General features: G+C 72.2%; 15 protein-coding genes. 13 read left to right on the top strand and 2 right to left on the bottom strand.

Annotated elements, in window-relative coordinates; translation table 11 throughout:
• Nucleotides 1–164 precede the first annotated feature (164 nt).
• From tsf to rlmN, 7 genes are all read left to right on the top strand, one after another.
• Nucleotides 165–977 carry a translation elongation factor Ts gene (gene tsf / locus AC54T2_RS18535; protein ID WP_186340941.1) on the top strand — a complete coding sequence of 271 codons (813 nt, stop codon included), beginning with the start codon at nt 165–167 and terminating at the stop codon, nt 975–977.
• Nucleotides 978–1,156: 179 nt separating this feature from the next.
• On the top strand, nt 1,157–1,876 hold the full coding sequence (pyrH, locus tag AC54T2_RS18530) for a UMP kinase (protein WP_186341253.1): 720 nt from the start codon (nt 1,157–1,159) through the stop codon (nt 1,874–1,876).
• 53 nt (nt 1,877–1,929) lie between these two features.
• Nucleotides 1,930–2,484 (top strand): ribosome recycling factor, encoded by a 555-nt coding sequence (frr, locus tag AC54T2_RS18525; protein ID WP_206054637.1) that lies wholly within the window; start codon nt 1,930–1,932, stop codon nt 2,482–2,484.
• A gap of 11 nt (nt 2,485–2,495) precedes the next feature.
• The gene (locus tag AC54T2_RS18520) at nt 2,496–3,389 is read left to right on the top strand and encodes a phosphatidate cytidylyltransferase (protein WP_496666903.1); all 894 of its coding nucleotides are present in this window, start codon (nt 2,496–2,498) and stop codon (nt 3,387–3,389) included.
• 1 nt (nt 3,390) lies between these two features.
• Nucleotides 3,391–3,903 (top strand): histidine phosphatase family protein, encoded by a 513-nt coding sequence (locus AC54T2_RS18515; protein ID WP_496666902.1) that lies wholly within the window; start codon nt 3,391–3,393, stop codon nt 3,901–3,903.
• A 112-nt stretch (nt 3,904–4,015) separates the two neighbouring features.
• Nucleotides 4,016–4,351 carry a hypothetical protein gene (locus tag AC54T2_RS18510; protein ID WP_186341254.1) on the top strand — a complete coding sequence of 112 codons (336 nt, stop codon included), beginning with the start codon at nt 4,016–4,018 and terminating at the stop codon, nt 4,349–4,351.
• Between the two features lie 57 nt (nt 4,352–4,408).
• Nucleotides 4,409–5,551 (top strand): dual-specificity RNA methyltransferase RlmN, encoded by a 1,143-nt coding sequence (rlmN, locus tag AC54T2_RS18505; RefSeq protein WP_186340945.1) that lies wholly within the window; start codon nt 4,409–4,411, stop codon nt 5,549–5,551.
• Between the two features lie 115 nt (nt 5,552–5,666).
• Here rlmN and AC54T2_RS18500 read toward each other — a convergent pair whose 3' ends face one another.
• Both AC54T2_RS18500 and AC54T2_RS18495 read right to left on the bottom strand, forming a co-directional pair.
• Nucleotides 5,667–6,761, bottom strand: coding sequence for an LOG family protein (locus AC54T2_RS18500; protein ID WP_489974711.1), 1,095 nt, complete (start codon nt 6,759–6,761; stop codon nt 5,667–5,669).
• A gap of 30 nt (nt 6,762–6,791) precedes the next feature.
• The gene (locus tag AC54T2_RS18495; protein WP_186340947.1) at nt 6,792–7,634 is read right to left on the bottom strand and encodes a serine protein kinase RIO; all 843 of its coding nucleotides are present in this window, start codon (nt 7,632–7,634) and stop codon (nt 6,792–6,794) included.
• A gap of 310 nt (nt 7,635–7,944) precedes the next feature.
• Between AC54T2_RS18495 and AC54T2_RS18490 the strand changes: the two genes are divergently transcribed.
• The 6 genes from AC54T2_RS18490 to AC54T2_RS18465 all read left to right on the top strand — a co-directional run bounded on the left by AC54T2_RS18490 (nt 7,945) and on the right by AC54T2_RS18465 (nt 14,758).
• The gene (locus tag AC54T2_RS18490; RefSeq protein ID WP_496666901.1) at nt 7,945–9,438 is read left to right on the top strand and encodes a M1 family metallopeptidase; all 1,494 of its coding nucleotides are present in this window, start codon (nt 7,945–7,947) and stop codon (nt 9,436–9,438) included.
• 2 nt (nt 9,439–9,440) lie between these two features.
• Nucleotides 9,441–10,052 carry a hypothetical protein gene (locus tag AC54T2_RS18485; RefSeq protein ID WP_186340949.1) on the top strand — a complete coding sequence of 204 codons (612 nt, stop codon included), beginning with the start codon at nt 9,441–9,443 and terminating at the stop codon, nt 10,050–10,052.
• A 38-nt stretch (nt 10,053–10,090) separates the two neighbouring features.
• Entirely contained in the window at nt 10,091–11,176 is a 1,086-nt protein-coding gene (locus tag AC54T2_RS18480; RefSeq protein ID WP_186340950.1) for a 1-deoxy-D-xylulose-5-phosphate reductoisomerase, read from the top strand.
• Nucleotides 11,177–11,205: 29 nt separating this feature from the next.
• The gene (locus tag AC54T2_RS18475) at nt 11,206–12,552 is read left to right on the top strand and encodes a M50 family metallopeptidase (RefSeq protein WP_496666900.1); all 1,347 of its coding nucleotides are present in this window, start codon (nt 11,206–11,208) and stop codon (nt 12,550–12,552) included.
• 137 nt (nt 12,553–12,689) lie between these two features.
• The gene (gene ispG / locus AC54T2_RS18470) at nt 12,690–13,850 is read left to right on the top strand and encodes a flavodoxin-dependent (E)-4-hydroxy-3-methylbut-2-enyl-diphosphate synthase (protein ID WP_489974707.1); all 1,161 of its coding nucleotides are present in this window, start codon (nt 12,690–12,692) and stop codon (nt 13,848–13,850) included.
• A 56-nt stretch (nt 13,851–13,906) separates the two neighbouring features.
• Entirely contained in the window at nt 13,907–14,758 is an 852-nt protein-coding gene (locus AC54T2_RS18465; RefSeq protein WP_186340953.1) for a GNAT family N-acetyltransferase, read from the top strand.
• Nucleotides 14,759–14,785: the final 27 nt, after the last annotated feature.

Genomic DNA, 14,785 nt, shown 5'->3' with positions numbered 1-14,785 from the left:
GAGCACCCCCCCCCCCGGCCGCCCCCCCCCCCCCCCCCCCCCCCCCGACCCCCCCCCCCCCCCCCCCCCACCCCCCCCCCCCCCCCCCCCCCCCCGATATCCCACCCCCCCCCCCCCCCCCCCCCCCCGCGTCCGCATCCACCGAACTGCAAGGAAGAAGGACCATGGCCAACTTCACCGCTGCCGACGTCAAGAAGCTCCGCGAGCTCACCCAGGCCGGGATGATGGACTGCAAGAAGGCGCTGACCGAGACGGACGGCGACTTCGACAAGGCCGTCGAGCTGCTCCGCGTCAAGGGTGCCGCCAAGGCCGCCGCCCGCGGGGCCGAGCGCGAGACCGCCGCCGGCCTCGTCGCCACCTCGGGCAACGCGCTGGTCGAGCTCAAGAGCGAGACCGACTTCGTCGCGAAGAACGAGGAGTTCATCGCCAAGGCCCAGCAGATCGCCGACGTCGCCAACGCCGTCAAGGCCACCGACACCGAGGCCCTCAAGGCCGCCGAGCTCGACGGCAAGACCGTCGGCGAGGTCATCGAGGACCTCGCCATCACCATCGGCGAGAAGATCGAGCTGGGCGACGTCGCCTACTTCGACGGCAACACCGTCACCTACATGCACAAGCGTGCCGCCGACCTGCCGCCCGCCGTGGGCGTGCTGGTGGAGTTCGAGGGCGACGAGGCCGCTGCCCGCGCCGCCGCGATGCAGATCGCCGCGATGCGTGCCCAGTACCTCACCCGCGACGAGGTGCCCGCCGACGTCGTCGAGTCCGAGCGCTCGATCGCCGAGCAGAAGACCCGCGACGAGGGCAAGCCCGAGCAGGCGATCGCGAAGATCGTCGAGGGTCGCCTCGGTGGCTTCTTCAAGGAGATCGTGCTGCTCGAGCAGGAGTCGGTCACCGAGTCCAAGAAGTCGGTCAAGGCCGTCCTGGACGAGGCCGGCACCACCGTGAAGCGGTTCGCCCGCTTCGAGGTCGGCGCCTGAGCCAGCCCCACCCGAGACACCCGACGAGGGGTCGTACGCCACCGGCGTACGGCCCCTCGTCGCACGTCGGGAGGCGGGGTCGACCGCGAGGTGTCCCACCCCACCCCCGGGAGCCGCTCGGTTCGTCGGGCACCGCCGGGTCCGGTAGGTTTCGGGTGACCACCCAGGCGCTCGAAGGGATGCACGTGGCGTACAAGCGAGTCCTCCTCAAACTCTCCGGTGAAGTGTTCGGCGGAGGCGAGGTGGGGTTGAACCTCGACGTCATCAATGCCCTCGCGGGCGAGGTGGCCGAGGTCGCCAAGTCGGGCGTCCAGATCGCGATCGTCGTCGGAGGGGGCAACTTCTTCCGCGGCGCCGAGCTGCAGCAGCGGGGCATGGAGCGGGCCCGCGCCGACTACATGGGCATGCTCGGCACGGTGATGAACTGCCTGGCCCTCCAGGACCTCATCGAGAAGCACGGCGTCGAGACGCGCGTGCAGACCGCGATCACCATGGGCCAGGTCGCCGAGCCCTACATCCCGCGCCGGGCGATCCGCCACATGGAGAAGGGCCGCGTCGTGATCTTCGGCGCCGGCGCCGGCATGCCCTTCTTCTCGACCGACACCGTCGCCGCCCAGCGGGCGCTGGAGACGCGGTGCGAGGTCATCCTGATGGGCAAGCAGGGCGTCGACGGCGTCTACGACTCCGACCCCAAGACCAACCCCGCGGCGGTGAAGTTCGACCGCCTCACCTACGACGAGTACCTCGCCCGCGACCTCAAGGTCGCCGACGCGACCGGCATCGCGATGGCCCGCGACAACCGGATGGACATCGTCTTCTTCAACCTCTCCACGCCCGGCACGATCGTGCGGGCGGTGCGGGGTGAGAAGATCGGCACGCTGGTGAGCAGCTCGGCCTGACCGGGCCCGAGCCCACCCGCACCACGACGTACGAGGAGAGAGAGCACACCGTGATCAAGGACGTCATGAACGATGCCGACGCCAAGATGGGCAAGTCGGTCGAGTCGACGCGCGAGGAGTTCGCCGCGATCCGGGCCGGTCGCGCCAACCCGGCGATGTTCGCCAAGATCACGGCCGACTACTACGGCACCCAGACCCCGCTCCAGCAGCTGGCGAGCTTCTCCTCCCAGGACGCTCGCACGATCCTGATCCAGCCCTTCGACATGGGCGCGATGGGCAGCATCGAGAAGGCCATCCGCGACTCCGACCTCGGGGTCAACCCGGCCAACGACGGCAAGGTGCTGCGCTGCGTCTTCCCCGAGCTGACCGAGGAGCGTCGCAAGGAGTTCATCAAGCTCGCCCGGTCCAAGGCCGAGGACGGGCGCGTGTCGGTGCGCAACGTACGCCGCACGGCCAAGCAGTCCCTGGAGAAGCTCGAGAAGGACGGCGAGGTCGGCCAGGACGACGTCACGGGTGCGGAGAAGCGCCTCGACGCCCTCACCAAGACCCACACCGACAAGATCGACGAGCTGCTCAAGCACAAGGAAGCCGAGCTGCTCGAGGTCTGAGCGCCCCATCGATGACCACTCCTGACCCTCCGGCGGCGCCGGCCCCGCCGCCGCAGCCGGCCCACGGCCGTGCCGGCCGCGACCTCAAGGCAGCCATCACGTCCGGTGTGCTGCTGGTGGGCGCCGTCCTGCTGTCGCTGGTGCTGTGGAAGCCCGCCTTCATGGGCATCGTCGCGATCGCCGTCGTGGTCGCGGTGTGGGAGCTGCACCGCGGCCTCGCGGTCAAGGGCATCGACATGCCGGAGCAGCCGCTGATGCTCGGCGGCGTCGTGATGGTCGTGGTGGCCTACGTCTGGGGCGCTCCGGCGCTGGTGACCGCCACCGCGGTGACGGCGTTGGTCGTGATGCTGTGGCTGCTGCGCCGCGGCGTCGACGGCTACGTCAAGAACGCGACCGCGTCGGTCTTCACCCTCGTCTACGTGCCGTTCCTCGCCTCGTTCGTCGCGCTGATGCTCGGCGAAGGGGGCACCGCGCCCGGCTTCGGCCTCGACGTCGACGACCCGGGCGTACGCGGAGTGATCACCTTCATCGCGATCACCATCGCCTCCGACATCGGCGGCTACGTCGCGGGCGTGCTGTTCGGCAGGCACCCCATGGCGCCGGTCATCTCGCCGAAGAAGTCGTGGGAGGGCTTCGCCGGGTCGATGACCGCCACGGTGGCGGTGGGCGTGTGGCTGGTGACGGCCCTCCTCGGCGGCGACTGGTGGGTCGGCGTGCTCCTCGGCGTGATCGCCGCGGTGATGGCGACGCTGGGCGACCTGTGCGAGTCGGTGATCAAGCGTGACCTCGGCGTCAAGGACATGAGCCACGTCATCCCCGGGCACGGCGGGCTGATGGACCGGCTCGACTCCCTGCTGGCCACGGTGGCCCCGATCTGGCTGGTCCTCTACTACCTCGTGTTCTGACGTGACCCTCCACCTCGTCCGGCACGGCCGCCCGCTGATCCGGCGCTCCGTCCCGGCCGCCCAGTGGGACCTCGACCCGGCGTCGTACGACGACGTGTGGGCGCTGCGGTCCTCCGGGCGCCTGCCCACGGCGGCGGCGTGGTTCGCCTCGCCCGAGCCCAAGGCGGTGCAGACCGCCCAGCTGCTCACCGACGGCGACGTCGGGATCCTCGACGACCTCCGCGAGCACGAGCGGTCGGGGGAGTGGGTCGACGACTTCGCCGGCGCCGTCCGCCGGGCGTTCGCGGACCCCGACGCGCCGGCCGTCGCGGGGTGGGAGCCGCTCGCGACGTGCCGCGAGCGGGTGGTGCCCGCCGTGCGGCGGGTGCTCGACGTGCACGGCTCCGACGACGTCGTCCTCGTCGGCCACGGCACGGCCTGGACGGTCGTGGTCGCCGCCCTCACCGGCCGGCCGCCCGACCTGCGCCGGTGGGAGTCGCTCGCGATGCCCGACGTCCTGACCGTCGAGCCCTGACCGTCGATCCCTGACCGTCGATCCCTGACCCCGGCGCGCCCCTCCGACGTCGCCGTCCCCGCGCGCCCCGTGCACGGCGGGACCCCCGAGCGCCTAGGGTGTCGGCGTGGAGATGCAACAGGAGCACGAGGTGTCGCACGAACGGCACTTCGAGTGGTGGCACCACAGCCACCCGACGTTCGCGGGCATCACCGGCTTCTTCGCCGGGATGCTCTTCGTCACCGCGCTGCCCGGGGCGTTCGCCGCGATCCTCCGGCTGCTCTTCTCCTACGAGACCGCCGAGCGGCTCTTCCCGTTCGTGCTCCTCGCGCTGGCGCTCCCGATCGCGATGCTCGTCAAGCGCAAGACCCGCCGGTTCGCCCAGTTCATGTTCGTCGGCATGGTGGTGACCGCCCTCGTCGTCGGCGGCGTCGCGTCGCTGGTGCTCTACTTCATGGTCGACGCATGACCCGCTGAGCGGTCTGCGAATCGCGCCGCCGACCGCCGGGGTGGGACAATCGCCACGATGTCCGAGACGCCGACCGACCAGCAGCCGATCACGACCCTGCCCCTCGTGTTCAACGAGCCGCGGGGCCGCAAGAAGCCCCCGCGCCACCTCGCCGACCTCGACGAGGCCGGGCGCAAGGCGCTGCTCGAGGAGATGGGCCTGCCCGGCTTCCGCGCCAAGCAGCTCAGCAACCACTACTTCACCCGCCTCGTCGACGACCCGGCCGAGATGACCGACCTGCCCGCCGGCCAGCGCGACGAGCTCGTCTCGGCGCTGCTGCCCGACCTGATGACGCCGCTGCGCACCCTGGAGGCCGACAAGGGCACCACGCGCAAGACGCTGTGGCGGCTCTTCGACGGCGCCCTGGTCGAGTCGGTGCTGATGCGCTACCCCGACCGCGCCACGGTGTGCGTCTCCAGCCAGGCCGGCTGTGGCATGGCGTGCCCCTTCTGCGCCACCGGCATGGGCGGCCTGCAGCGCAACATGTCGACCGCCGAGATCGTCGAGCAGGTCGTCGCAGGCGCCCGGTCGATGGCACGTGGCGAGGTGCCGGGCGGTCCCGGCCGCGTCTCCAACGTCGTCTTCATGGGCATGGGCGAGCCCCTGGCCAACTACAAGGCCGTCATCGGTGCCGTACGACGCCTCACGGACCCCTCGCCCGCAGGGCTCGGCATGAGCGCGCGCGGCATCACCGTCTCCACCGTCGGCCTGGTCCCGCGGATCAACCAGCTCGCCGACGAGGGCATCCCGGTCACCCTGGCACTGAGCCTGCACGCGCCGGACGACGAGCTGCGCAACGAGCTCGTCCCGATCAACACCCGCTTCTCCGTGGCCGAGACCGTCGAGGCGGCCTGGAACTACGCCGCGAAGACCAAGCGCCGCGTCTCGATCGAGTACGCCATGATGCGCGGCATCAACGACCAGGCCCACCGGGCCGACCTGCTCGCCGACGTGCTCAACTCCTACGGCGACTGGGGGTGGGTGCACGTCAACCTGATCCCGCTCAACCCCATCGAGGGCTCGAAGTGGACCGCGTCCGACCCGGCCGACGAGCGCGAGTTCGTCCGCCGGCTCGAGGCCAAGGGCATCCCGACCACGGTGCGTGACACCCGCGGCCGCGAGATCGACGGCGCCTGCGGCCAGCTCGCGGCCAAGGAGTAGCGGCCAAGGAGTAGCGGCCAAGGAGTAGCGGCCAAGGAGGAGCGGCCAAGGAGGAGCGGCCGACAGTCGGCCCGCGGTCGGCCAGCAGTCCGAGGAGTGGCAGGCGCCGGCGCGGTCAGCCCCCGGCGCGGTGGCCCGCACCCGCCCGCACGACGTCGACGGCCTCCTCGACGGTGTCGACGAGGTGGACGTGCGGCTCCATCGCCCGGCCCGCGGCCAGGGCCTGCAGCAACGGCCAGACCGGCAGGTCCTCGGTCCAGTGGCGACGACCCACGAGCACCATCGGGGCGACCGCGGTCAGGTCGGCGTAGTAGTTCTCGCAGGCGTCCTGGAAGACCTCCTGCACGGTGCCGGCCGCGCCGGGCAGGAAGACGATGCCGGCGGTGCACACCTCGAGCAGCAGGGCCTCGCGGGGAGCGTTGGCGAAGAACTTCGCGATCGAGGTGGCGAACACGTTGGGCGGCTCGTGGCCGTAGTGCCAGGTGGGGATGCCGAGCGACTCGCGTCCGGTCCCGGTGGCGGCGACGACGTCGAGGGCCGTGCGCGCCCAGGCGCCCACGTCGGGTCGGAAGGACGGCACGGCTGCCACGGCCGCGAGCGCGCCGGCCAGGTCGCCGGGGACGAACGCGCCGAGGTTGGCCGCCTCCATGGCCCCCGGCCCGCCGCCCGTCGCCACGGTGAGGTGGTCGCCGAGCGCGTGCCCGAGGCGCGCCGCCTCGACGTACGCCGGGCTCCCGCGCTCGAGAGCGTGCCCGCCCATCACGCCGACCACGTCGCGTCCGGCCACCCAGGCGGCCAGGGCGGCGTCGACGTGGTGATCGTGCAGCGCCATCGCCAGGGTGTCGTCGGCGCTGGTGTCGCCGCGCGACCAGGCGTAGGCGCGGGCGTCGAGGGTGGCGGCGTAGCGGGGTGAGTCGTAGAGCTCGGCGGGGGAGTAGAGGCTCGCGCGGTAGGGGTCGACCGGGGTCCCGGGGATCTCGTGGAGCACGACCGCCCCGGCGCGGCGCACGGCGTCCTCGTCGTCGTCGGTGAGGTCGCACCCCAGGAACAGCGCCTGGTCGAGCGAGCGCTCCAGCAGGGCCGGGCCGCGCCGGGTCAGGTCGAGGCCCAGCAGCCGCCAGCCGGAGAGCGAGCGGGCACCGGCCGCCAGCCTATGGTCGAGGTCGGCCAGGGTCGTGACGTCGACGACGCGTCCGTGGGTGTGCTTCACGCGCCCCAACCTAGGGTGCCCGGCGGCACCTCAGAAGGCGTGGGCCATCAGCTCACCGAACAGCTCCTGCTCGTCGGCCTCGAGCCCGCGCGAGCGGAACCAGGCGCACATGTTGGCGCAGTCGCGCAGCAGGAAGTCCATGCCGCGCGGGTTGCCGACGAGGTCGACCATCTGCGGCAGGTCGATGATCACGAGCCGGTCACCGGCCGCCAGGGTGTTGTAGGGCGACAGGTCGCCATGGACCTGACCGGCCTGGACGAGGGTGGTCAGCGCGTCGCGCAGCTGCTCGTAGTAGCTCTCGACGAGCGCGCGCTCGGGGCGGACCTGGGCCACGCGGGGCGCGGTCTCGACCTCGCCGTCGACGCGGTGGGTGATCCACTCCATGACGATCTCGGTCTCGTCGATCTGCACCGGATAGGGGACGGGGAGGCCCAGCTCCCAGCAGCGGCGCAGGGCGTTCCACTCCGAGGCCGCCCACTCCCCGGCCGCGACCTGGCGACCCCAGGTGGACTTGCGCTTGAGGGCACGGTTGTCGCGGGACCGCTTCATCGACCGGCCCTCGGTGTAGGAGGCCGCCCGGTGGAACGTGCGGTGGTCGGTGTCGCGGTAGCGCTTGGCGGCCATCACGACCGCCTCGTCGGGCCGATGGGGGTCCGCGCGCTCGATGAGGAAGACGTCGGCCTCCTTGCCGGTCTTGAGCACGCCGAGGTCGGTGTCGATGGCGCCGCTGGAGGTCACGACCCAGTCGGGGCGTGGCTCCGGGCCCTTCATCAGGGCCTCGAGGTCCTCCCAGCGCGACCAGCGCTGGCCCTCGCCGAGCTCGTCGGCATAGGCCTGGTAGTCGAAGACGAACGACTCGTCGACGTCCTCCATCGGCGGACGGTCGTCGGCGCGGAGGAAGTCCTCGGGGAAACCGGGGGCGGGCGGGTCGGGCGTCGGGTCAGACGCGGGGTGGGGCGTGTGGTGTGACGGGAGGTGCGACAACGTGGGTGCTCCGTGGGTGCGAGAGGTGGTCGGCGGGCAGGCCGAGGACAGCGATGGACATGTCACGGCTCCTCTCGTCACGGGGCGCGGCGTGCAGCGGGCACGCGGCGGGCGGACGCGCGGGCGCGCGTCACCGGGTCCATGCTGACGGTCGCGGCGAGCCCCCCGCAACGCATTTGATTCGCGCTAGGTTCGGACGGTGAGCATCCGAGCCCTCTCCCGGCCCCTCGTGTCCTCCGTGCTCGCCGCGGTGCTGGCGGTGGGGATCACCGGCGTCGCGGCGACCGCCGACCCTCCCGCCGCCGACCCCGCCAACCCCGCCGGGCCCGCAGGCGCTCCCGCGGGGGCGCTCCTGAGGGCTCCCGTCGACGGGGCGCCTGGCATCGGCGACCCCTACTGGCCGCTCGACGGCAACGGCGGCATCGACGTGCGCCGCTACCAGATCGCCAACCGCTACGACCTGGCCACCAAGCGGCTGGCGGGTCGTACGACGATCGAGCTGACGGCGACGCAGGACCTTGCGAGCTTCTCGCTCGACTTCCTCCTCAGGGTGTCCGCGGTCAGCGTCGACGGTCGGAAGGCGCTCTTCACCAGGACCGACGGCGGCCACGAGCTGCGGATCACCCCCGACCAGCCACTGGCCGCCGGCACCGAGCACACCGTCGTGGTGGTCTACGCCGACAAGCCGGCCAGGTACGCCTACGCGGGCGAGCGCAACTGGCTGGCCAGCAAGCGCGAGGTCGTCACGATGAACGAGCCGCACATGGCGCCGTGGTGGTTCCCGGCCAACGACCACCCGCTCGACAAGGCCCTCGTCGACGTGAGGATCCGCGTGCCCAACGGCCGCGAGGTCGTCTCCAACGGGAAGCTGCGCGGGCGTGACGTGGGCAGGAGCACCACCGAGTGGCACTGGCGGGCCGACGAGCCGATGGCGCCCTACCTGGCCTTCTTCGCAGCCGGTGACTTCACCATCGCCAAGGGCCGGCGCGGCGGCCTGCCGTGGCTGGTCGCGGTCTCCCAGCAGCTGAGCCAGGACGAGCAGCGCGCGAGCATGCGGCTGATGAAGCGGACCCCCGCCGTGGTCGCGGGTCTCGAGAAGGACCTGGGCCCCTACCCGTTCTCGGTCGTCGGAGGCATCACCACCGGGCTCGACCCCGGCTTCGCGCTGGAGAACCAGACCCGGCCGACCTATCCGGCGGTCGGCGCCGGCTACACCACCCTCGTCGTGCACGAGCTCGCGCACCAGTGGTTCGGCGACGACATCGCCGTCGAGGGTTGGTCCGACATCTGGCTCAACGAGGGCTTCGCCAGCTTCATGGAGTGGCGCTGGACCGAGACCCACGGCGGCCGGTCGGGCGACGCGATCCTGCGCAGCTACTACGACAGCATCGCGGCCGGCTCCGACGTCTGGACCGTGCCGGTCGGCGACCCGGGGGCGGCGAGGATCTTCGACCAGGCCGTCTACGGTCGCGGCGCGATGACGCTGCAGGCCCTGCGCAACCGTGTCGGCGACGAGGCCTTCTGGCGCGTCGTGCGCGCCTGGACCCGCGAGCAGCGCGGCGGCAACGGCTCCACGGAGGAGTTCGAGGAGCTGGCGGCCCGCGTCAGCGGGCACGACCTCAGCGCGTTCTTCGACGCCTGGCTGCGCACGCCCGCCAAGCCGGCGCGCACGGCCGACAACGGCCTGGGGTGACGATGACGCGCGACACCGCCGCCGTCACCTGGTTCCGGGCCCCGTCCGGCGACGATCCCGGCACCCTCAACGCCTGCTACAACGCCCTCGACATCCACGTGGTCCGCGGCCACGCCGACGACGTCGCGGTCGTCCTCGACGGCACCCCCCGGACCTTCGCGTGGATGCTGAGCGAGGTCGCCGCCTGCGCGGGCGTGCTCCGCGCCTTCGGCGTCGGGGTGGGCGACCGGGTGGTCCTCGGCTCCGTGCCACAGCAGGCCGGCGTGCTGGTCGTGCTGGCAGCCGCCCGGGTGGGCGCGGTCGTGGAGCACGACGACTCGCCCGGCGCCACCGGCAAGGTCGTGGTCCGCGGCGGGCCCGGCGGTCTCGGGTTCACCGTCGACGGCGAGCACGTGCCGTGGGACGTCGCGCTGCGCGCCGGGCGTACGGACCCGGGCGGGTGCGCCGACGTGCCCGGCGACGCGGTGCTGTCACGCCACGGTGCCGACACCCTCACCGTGCTCGACGCCCTCGGCGCCTCCGACGACCACGGCTCGTCCGCACCCGCCGGGGCCGCGCTCGTGGAGGTCGGCGGGCTGACGGTGTGGGCGTTCGACGCGCCGGAGGCCGACTGACGTCCTACGCCCGACGGCGACGCTGACACACTGCGGGGGTGACTGCGCGCGACATCGTGATCCTCGGCTCCACCGGCTCGATCGGCACCCAGGCGCTCGACCTGGTGCGCGCCCACCCCGACCGGTTCCGCGTCGTCGGCCTGACGGCCGGCGGCTCGCACCCCGAGCTCTTCGAGGCGCAGGTCGCGGAGTTCGCGCCGGAGTTCTCCGGGCTCGGGGAGGAGGCCTCGGTCGAGGCCGCCTCACGCACGTGCGACGTCGTGCTCAACGGCATCACGGGCGCCGTGGGGCTTCGGCCCACCCTGGCGGCGCTCGACGCCGGCACCCCGCTCGCCCTGGCCAACAAGGAGTCGCTGATCATCGGCGGTCCGTTGGTCAAGGAGCGCGCGCGACCCGGCCAGATCGTGCCCGTCGACTCCGAGCACAGCGCCATCGCGCAGAGCCTGCGCGCGGGCTCCGCCGACGAGGTACGCCGGCTCGTCCTCACCGCGTCCGGCGGCCCGTTCCGCGGGTGGTCGGCCGACGCGCTGGCCGGGGTCACCCCCGAGCAGGCGCTCGCCCACCCCAACTTCGCGATGGGCCGGGTGATCACCACCAACTCGGCGACGCTCGTCAACAAGGGCCTCGAGGTCATCGAGGCCCACCTGCTCTTCGACATCCCCTTCGACCGCATCGACGTGGTGGTCCACCCCCAGCAGCTCATCCACTCGATGGTGGAGTTCGTCGACGGCGCCGTGGTCGCGCAGCTCGGCCTGCCGACGATGCTGGTGCCCATCGCGCTCGGGATGGGCTGGCCCGACCGGGTCCCCGACGCCGAGGCGCCCATCGACTGGACCCGGGCCGCCGACTGGCGCTTCGAGCCGCTCGACGACGTCGTCTTCCCGGCCGTCACGCTCGCCCGCGCGGCGGGGGAGCTGGGCGGCACCGCGCCCGCGGTCTACAACGCCGCCAACGAGGTCGCCGTCGACGCCTTCCACGAGGGTCGGCTGGGTTTCCACGAGATCGTCGTCACGGTCGCCCACGTCCTCGAGCGCCACGACGTACCATCGAAGGAGCACCTCACCGTCGACGACGTGCTCGCCGCCGACGCCTGGGCGCGAGCCGAGGCCGCGGCCCTCATCTGACGTCTGCTCCCGAAGGATCACGCTCACACATGTCCGCCCTGCTCTACACCCTGGGTGTCGTCGCCTTCGTCGTGGCCATCCTGGTCTCGATCGGGCTCCATGAGTTCGGACACCTCGTGCCGGCCAAGAAGTTCGGCTGCAAGGTGCCGCAGTGGTTCATCGGCTTCGGGCCGACCGTGTGGAGCCGCACGATCGGTGACACCGAGTACGGCATCAAGGCCATCCCGCTCGGCGGCTACGTCAAGATCGTGGGGATGCTGCCCCCGGGCGCCGAGCACCTCGTCGAGGAGACGACCTACGACGAGGACGGCGAGCCCGTCCACAAGGTGCGCCGGTCCAACACCGGGATGTTCACGCAGCTGATCTCCGACGCCCGCGCCGCGGAGTGGGAGTACGTCAAGCAGCACGACACCGACCGCCTCTTCTACCGCCTCCCGTGGTGGAAGAAGGTGATCGTGATGGCGGGCGGCCCGATGGTCAACATCGCCATCGCGTTCGGCCTGTTCGCCGTGCTGTTCGCCACCTACGGCAACCCCCGCGACGAGGTCGTCGAGCCGGTCGTCGCGGCCGTGCCCGAGTGCGTCATCCCGGTCGAGGAGCAGGGCCGCGCCTGCACGGCCGACGACCCGCCGACCCCGGCGAAGGAAGCGGGCATCCAGCCCGGCGACGAGATCCTGAGCTTCAACGGCACCCCGTTCCGCGACTGGGAGAGCCTCCAGGCGCAGATCCGCGCCAACGCCGACGGCGACGCCGTCATCGAGGTGCGCCGCGGCGACGAGCAGCTCACGCTGACCACCAACACCACCGTCACGCTGCGCCAGGCGTCGGTCGAGGACGAGACGCTCACCGAGGTCGGCTTCCTCGGCGTGCAGCCGGAGACCCGCTTCGAGACGGGCGGGCTCGTCTACACCGCCGCGCAGATGAAGACGATGGCCGCGGAGACGCTGAAGGCCCTCGGCCAGCTGCCGGTGAAGGTCTACGAGGTGGGCCGCGCCGTCGTCGGCCTGCAGGAGCGCGACCCGGAGAGCCCGGTGTCCATCGTGGGCGGGGGTCGGTTCGCCGGCGAGGCGGCGTCCAGCGAGGCGTTCCCGGTGACCGAGAAGGTCGTCACGCTGCTGTTCCTGGTCGCGAGCTTCAACTTCTTCATCGGCATGTTCAACTTCGTGCCGCTGCTGCCGCTCGACGGTGGTCACATCGCCGGCGCGCTCTACGAGGGCCTCAAGCGCGGCATCGCCCGGCTTCGCGGGCGGCCCGACCCCGGGCACGTCGACGTCGCCAAGCTGCTGCCCGTCGCCTACGTCGTGGGGCTGGCGATGCTGGTCATGGGCGTCGTGCTGATCGTCGCCGACATCGTCGTCCCCCTGCGCCTGAGCTGATCGGGCCGCGCGTCGCGCGATCGGCGGACGCGGTCGGGGGCGGTGTGCGATCCTGCCCGGAGGCACCGCTGCCGGGCCCGGCGCGGGAGGCGTGCCCGAGCGGCGGTGCCCTCCTGCCCGGCCCGTACGATGGCGCCATGACCTCCGGCCCATCCGTCTCGCTGGGCATGCCCGCCCTCCCGCCCCCCGTCCTGGCCCCGCGCCGCAGGACCCGCCAGATCAAGGTGGGCTCGGTGGGCGTCGGCAGCGACTCGCCGATCTCGGTGCAGTCGATGACCACGACGCTGACCTCCGACGTCAACGCGACCCTCCAGCAGATCGCCGAGCTCACGGCCACCGGCTGTGACATCGTGCGCGTGGCCTGCCCCAGCCAGGACGACGCCGACGCGCTGCCCGAGATCGCCCGCCACTCGCAGATCCCCGTCATCGCCGACATCCACTTCCAGCCCAAGTACGTCTTCGCCGCCATCGACGCCGGCTGCGCGGCGGTGCGGGTCAACCCCGGCAACATCCGCAAGTTCGACGACCAGGTCAAGGAGATCGCGCGGGCCGCCAAGGACCGCGGCACCTCGATCCGCATCGGCGTCAACGCCGGGTCGCTCGACAAGCGGCTGCTCGAGAAGTACGGCAAGGCCACCCCCGAGGCGCTCGTCGAGTCGGCCGTGTGGGAGGCCGGGCTGTTCGAGGAGCACGACTTCCACGACTTCAAGATCTCGGTCAAGCACAACGACCCGGTCGTCATGGTGCGCGCCTACGAGCTGCTCGCCGAGGCCGGCGACTGGCCGCTCCACCTCGGCGTGACCGAGGCGGGGCCCGCGTTCCAGGGCACCATCAAGTCGGCCGTCGCGTTCGGCCACCTGCTGAGCAAGGGCATCGGTGACACCATCCGGGTCTCGCTGTCGGCGCCGCCGGTCGAGGAGGTCAAGGTCGGCCTGCAGATCCTCGAGTCGCTCAACCTCAAGCCCCGCCGGCTGGAGATCGTCTCGTGCCCGTCGTGCGGGCGCGCCCAGGTCGACGTCTACAAGCTGGCCGAGGAGGTCACCGCGGGGCTCGACGGGATGGAGGTGCCGCTGCGGGTCGCCGTCATGGGCTGCGTCGTCAACGGCCCGGGGGAGGCCCGCGAGGCAGACCTCGGCGTCGCGTCCGGCAACGGCAAGGGCCAGATCTTCGTCAAGGGCGAGGTCATCAAGACCGTGCCCGAGTCGCAGATCGTGGAGACCCTCATCGAGGAGGCCATGCGCCTCGCCGAGGGGATGGAGGCGGTCGAGGGCGCCGAGGCCAGCGTCAGCGTCTCCTGACGCTCGAGGGTGGGGGCCGCTGGTCGGCCCGCCCGCATCCCCCTAGGCTCACCTCCGTGCTGAGGACCCGCGAGCAGGTGCGCGTGCTGGGCCCGGGCGACCGGGACGCGTTCATCGCGCTCGCCGAGCAGGACCCGGTCGTCAACGTCTTCGCCGACTACCGCGCGCGCCTGACCAACCTCGACGAGCGGTGGCTGGGGGGCCAGGTCTGGGGCCGGTTCGACGACGGGGAGCTCGTCGCGGGGTGCCACCTCGGCGCCAACCTGGTCCCGGTGCAGTGCACCCCCGAGGACGTGGGTGCGTTCGCCGACGTCGCCCTGCGCCGCCGCAGCACCGTCGGCACGATCGTCGGCCCGGCCGACGTGGTGGCCGCCCTGTGGGAGATCGTGGAGCCGCGCTGGGCGCGCCCGCGCGAGATCCGGTCCGACCAGCCGCACCTCGAGGCCGACCGGGTCCCGGCCGTGGCCGCCGACCCCGGCGTGCGGGTCACGACTCCTCGCGACCTCGAGCTCCTCTACCCGGCATGCGTGGCGATGTACACCGAGGAGGTCGGCGTCTCCCCGGAGAGCGACACCGGAGGGGGTGAGCTCTACCGCGCCCGCATCCAGCAGCTCATCGGTCGCGGCTGGTCGATGGCGAGCTTCGACGCCGACGGGGTGGTGTTCAAGGCCGAGGTCGCCTGCCTCACCCCGTACGCAGCCCAGGTGCAGGGGGTCTGGGTCCGCCCGGACCGCCGTGGCCAGGGGCTCGCCACCAGCGGGATGGCGGCCGTCGTCGCGCACGTCCTCGGGTCCGGCATGGCGCCCGTGGTCTCGCTCTACGTCAACGAGTGGAACGCACCCGCGCGAGCGGCCTACGCACGGGTGGGCTTCCGGCAGACGGCGACCTTCGCCACGCTGATGTTCTAGGGCCGGCGCCCGCCGCACGAGACCCCC

Source organism: Nocardioides sp. Z35_8, assembly GCF_059621125.1.
Note: the sequence above shows the minus strand (reverse complement) of the source record. Positions and strands in the feature narration are given on the sequence as shown.